The 4,006-nt window shown below is 61.2% G+C and carries 4 protein-coding genes; 1 reads left to right on the top strand and 3 read right to left on the bottom strand.

What is annotated here, in order from left to right; translation table 11 throughout:
• On the bottom strand, positions 1–1,550 hold a 1,550-nt coding region (locus B3849_RS00955; RefSeq protein WP_286779705.1), incomplete at its 3' end, for a Re/Si-specific NAD(P)(+) transhydrogenase subunit alpha.
• A gap of 246 nt (positions 1,551–1,796) precedes the next feature.
• Between B3849_RS00955 and B3849_RS00950 the strand changes: the two genes are divergently transcribed.
• Positions 1,797–2,549 (top strand): SDR family NAD(P)-dependent oxidoreductase, encoded by a 753-nt coding sequence (locus B3849_RS00950; RefSeq protein WP_005854063.1) that lies wholly within the window; start codon positions 1,797–1,799, stop codon positions 2,547–2,549.
• A 272-nt stretch (positions 2,550–2,821) separates the two neighbouring features.
• Here the strand turns inward: B3849_RS00950 and B3849_RS00945 are convergent, their stop codons facing one another.
• Both B3849_RS00945 and B3849_RS00940 read right to left on the bottom strand, forming a co-directional pair.
• Positions 2,822–3,598, bottom strand: coding sequence for a gamma-glutamyl-gamma-aminobutyrate hydrolase family protein (locus B3849_RS00945; RefSeq protein ID WP_005854066.1), 777 nt, complete (start codon positions 3,596–3,598; stop codon positions 2,822–2,824).
• Positions 3,599–3,672: 74 nt separating this feature from the next.
• The coding region (locus B3849_RS00940; protein WP_286779704.1) for a GlcG/HbpS family heme-binding protein at positions 3,673–4,006 on the bottom strand (334 nt) is incomplete at its 5' end.

Below are 4,006 nucleotides of genomic sequence, written 5' to 3'. Positions count from 1 at the left end.
ATGCGCCGTGTCACGAGGAAGCCACCAAAGATGTTGATCCCGCACATAAAGACCGACAGCGCGGCCAGAATAATCACCAGGAACGACCCGGACCCGATCTGCATGACCGCCCCCAGAATGATGATCGACGAAATCGCATTGGTCACAGCCATCAGCGGTGTGTGCAGACTGTGTGCCACACCCCAGATCACCTGGAAGCCGATAAACACGGAGAGCACGAATACGATAAAGTGCTGCATAAAGCTGGCCGGCGCGACCAGACCCACCGCCAACAGCAGCACGCCACCGATGGCCAGCAGGCCGACCTGATTGCGGGTTTGTGCCTTGAACGCGGCCACTTCGTTTGCGCGTTTCTCTTCCGCTGTCAGCTCTTTCGGCTTGTCTTTCTTCGGAGCCGCCGCAATCGCTGCCACTTTCGGTGGCGGCGGTGGGAAGGTGACTTCCTTGTCATGGGTGATGGTCGCCCCACGGATCACGTCGTCTTCCATGTTGTGGTTGACCACACCGTCTTTTTCCGGCGTCAGATCGGTCATCAGGTGACGGATATTGGTCGCATAAAGCGTCGAGGCCTGCGTTGCCATCCGGCTGGGGAAATCGGTGTAGCCGATGATGGTCACGCCATTCTCGGTCACGATTTTCTCGTCCATCTTGGTCAGCTTGCAGTTGCCACCCTTTTCCGCCGCCAGATCGACGATCACCGAACCGGGCTTCATCGCTGCGACCATATCTTCGGTCCACAGCTCAGGCGCTTCGCGGTTGGGGATCAGAGCGGTGGTGATGACGATATCGACCTCGGGGGCCAGCTCGCGGAACTTGGCCAGCTGCGCCTCGCGGAATTCAGGCGAGGAAACAGAGGCATAGCCACCGGAGGCAGAGCCGTCCTGCTGCTCTTCCTCGAAATCGAGGTAGACAAACTCGGCCCCCATCGATTCAACCTGTTCGGCCACTTCTGGACGCACGTCAAAGGCCAGCGTGATCGCGCCAAGGGATGTGGACGTGCCGATCGCGGCCAGACCGGCAACACCGGCACCGACAACCAGAACCTTCGCCGGAGGCACCTTGCCCGCCGCCGTGATCTGGCCGGTGAAGAACCGCCCAAAGTTGTTGCCTGCCTCGATCACCGCACGGTAGCCCGCGATGTTAGCCATGGACGACAGCGCATCCATTTTCTGCGCGCGGCTGATCCGGGGGATCATCTCCATCGCGACGACAGTGGTGCCTTTCTCGGCCGCCTCTTTCATCTTGGCCTCATCGGCCACAGGGCTGAAGAAAGAGATCAGCGTCTGGTCGGACCGCAGCATCGCCATTTCTTCGGTGTTGGGGACGCGGACCTTGGCCACGACATCCGCCGTCTCCCAAAGCTCGGCCGCCGTGTCGATCACCTCTACCCCGGCTTCGACATACTTATCGTTGGAAAAACCAGCCGCCTCGCCTGCGCCAGCTTCGATCATACAGCTATGACCAAGCTTTTGCAGCTGCAGCGCTGATTCCGGAGTCATCGCAACGCGATTTTCCCCTTCAAATGTTTCTTTTGGCGTCCCGATCTTCAATCCAGAGTCCCCCGTTTGTGCTTCTACGCCCAGTGTGGCGCAATAATATTACCCAGAGCGATAGCGCTTGGGTTCCTATAGTACAAGAGACGGACATAATTAGAACAGCGTTTTGCAGCGTCAATAGCGCTAACAACCCGATTTTTAGGTTTACGACGTTGCGTGAAAACCCGCGCGCCCTTGCGCCTGCCCCCTGGTGCCGACAGCATGCCCCCCATGATGATCCATTTCATAAGGGAGAGCAGAATGGACCTACAGGGAAAACACGCGCTGATCACGGGCGGCGGCACCGGCATCGGGCTGGACATCGCGCGCGATCTGGCCGCACGGGGCGCACATGTGACCATCACTGGCCGCCGCCAAGAGGTGCTGGACGAGGTCGCAGGCGATAACATGACCGGCATGGCAATGGACGTGCGCAGCGAGGAAGACGTGGTCGCCAAGATCGCCGCCGCCGTCAAAGCCCACGGTCCGATCCAGATCTGCATCCCCAACGCCGGCATCGCCGAGGGCAAGGCCGTGCATAAGACCGACATGGAATTCTGGCGCAATATGATGTCGACCAATCTCGACGGTGCCTTTCTGACCATCCGCGAATCGTTGAAAACCATGCGCGATACCGACTGGGGCCGCGTCATCGCGATCTCTTCGATGGCGGGCCTGAAGGGGCTTCCCGGGGCGGCGGCCTATTCGGCGTCGAAACACGGGATGATCGGTTTGGTCAAATCGCTGGCGGCGGATTATCTGGGGCAACCCTATACGTTCAACGCGATCTGCCCCGGCTATGTCGACACGCCCATCGTGTCGCGCAATACGGCGTCGATCTCGGAACGTGCTGGTATCTCGGAAGAAAAAGCGCGCGCGATCATGGTCAATTCCAACCCGCACAAGCGTCTGATCGAGGTGTCCGAGGTCACAGCCGCGGCCGCATGGCTCACCGGTCCGGGGTCGCAAAGCATCAATGGCCAATGCATTCAGGTCACCGGCGGCGAGATGTAATCGCCCACCGGTCATGATTTGTTAACTTTGGGGCGGCTAAGGTCGCCCCATGCACAAGATCACATACCCGATAGCCCCGCCCCCAAGCGCCGTCGCTTTTCAAAGCTGTCGCAAACGATGCCCCCAGCACGCGGGCAAACCACGCGCGCCGCAGCCAAGATCTGCCGCGCCGCCGGATTTCCTCTGGCAGAAGATCGACACGCTGACCGCCCGCTACCTTGCAAGGTCAGGCCCCTTGCATTTGCCGCGCATCACGCTGTCGGGGTAACCTGTCAGGCGGATTTCAACATGCGCTGATGCTTGCTGTCCGCCCAGGCCTGCGCCGCCGCACCAAAGCGTTCGAACAGGGGACGCGACACCGGATCATTGCCCGCGTCCCATTCGGGGTGCCACTGCACGGCAAGGGTGAACCCCGGCGCGTCCTTGATATATATCGCCTCTGGCGTGCCGTCTTCGGCAAAACCGTCGATCACCACACGCGGCCCCGCCGCCTTGATCCCCTGCCCGTGCAAAGTATTCGTCCGCACCTTCGGGGCCCCCAAAACCTCGTGGAAGACGCCCCCTTGGGTAAAGGTCACATCGTGGCGCAGCTCGAACTTCTGCTCCATCGTGCCATCGGGGGGCATACGGTGGTTCATACGGCCGGGTAGCTCGCGGATTTCGGGGTAAAGCGTGCCACCCATGGCGACATTCACCTCTTGGAAACCCCGGCAGACACCAAAGAACGGCTGCCCGCGTTCAACGCAGGCGCGCACCAGCCCCAGGGCGATAGCGTCGCGCGCACGGTCAAAGGTGCCATGCGCCTCGGTCGCGGGTTCGCCGTATTCCTCGGGGTGCACATTGGGCCGCCCGCCGGTCAGCAAAAAGCCGTCGCAGGTCTCCAACAGCTCTTCCACCGACACAAGCGACGGGTCGCTCGGGATGATCAGGGGCAAACAGCCAGACACCTGCGCCACGGCGATGGTGTTCATCGTGCCGGCGGCATGGATCGGATATTGATCGTTCAACAGGCTGGTGTTTCCGACAATACCAACAACAGGACGCGCCATATTCAGCCTCAGAGTTTGATTTCGCTCAAAGCCTACCGCGTCCTCAATCCGACCTCAACACCCCAAAGCGGGCGTTATTCCTCGCCTTTCAGCCCTGCCGCTTCGATCCCTGCCAGCGCTGCCTTGACGTCGTTGTCCGAGGTATCCCCCGTCACGCCCAGCGCGCCAATCACCACGCCGGCGTCATCGCGCAGCAGCAAGCCGCCGGGCACAGGCACCACCGCCCCGCCGTACACACCGTTCACCGCCGCCATGAAATAGGCCTGCTGTTCGGCCCGCGCCATCTGCGCGCGCCCTGCCATCCCCAGCATCACCGCGCCATAGGCTTTGCCGTGGGCGATACCGAAACGCCCCGGTGCGGCACCGTCTTTCCGCTCGAAGGCTTGGGATGGCAGGGCGCGCGCAGAT

Origin of the sequence: Sulfitobacter sp. UBA4523 (assembly GCF_002388305.1) — a bacterium.
Classification (GTDB): domain Bacteria; phylum Pseudomonadota; class Alphaproteobacteria; order Rhodobacterales; family Rhodobacteraceae; genus Sulfitobacter; species Sulfitobacter pontiacus.
This window is presented reverse-complemented; position numbering and strand designations above follow the sequence as displayed.